Source organism: Oceanospirillum linum, from assembly GCF_001995095.2.
Taxonomy (GTDB): Bacteria; Pseudomonadota; Gammaproteobacteria; order Pseudomonadales; family Halomonadaceae; genus Oceanospirillum; species Oceanospirillum linum.
Genome location: NZ_MTSD02000228.1, coordinates 1 through 391 on the forward strand (window position 1 = coordinate 1; position 391 = coordinate 391).

Consider the following 391-nt stretch of genomic DNA (forward strand, 5'->3'; position numbering starts at 1 on the left):
AACAGACTCTACTGTTCTGCGTAACTTGGGTGTTGGCTTTGGTCAGTCTTTGATTGCTTATCAGGCATCGTTGAAAGGTATCAGCAAGCTAGAGCTGAACGCTGCGCGTATTGAGGCTGACCTAGACAACAGCTGGGAAGTATTGGCAGAGCCTATTCAAACGGTAATGCGTCGCTACAACATTGAAAAGCCATACGAGAAGCTGAAAGAGCTGACCCGTGGCAAAGCGATCACCAAAGAAACGCTACAAGCCTTCGTAGAAACCTTGGAAATGCCGCAATCAGCCAAAGATGAGCTAATGCAGCTGACTCCACAAAACTACATTGGTAACGCTGTAGCACAAGCAAAAGCGATTTAATTCGCTTAGTTTGTTTGAATAAACAGTCTAATT

1 pseudogene is annotated in these 391 nt (G+C 45.0%); it reads left to right on the top strand.

Features of this window, described 5'->3' with window-relative positions:
• Positions 1-358, top strand: a pseudogene (locus tag BTA35_RS17415) (adenylosuccinate lyase); the annotation flags it as partial.
• Positions 359-391: the final 33 nt, after the last annotated feature.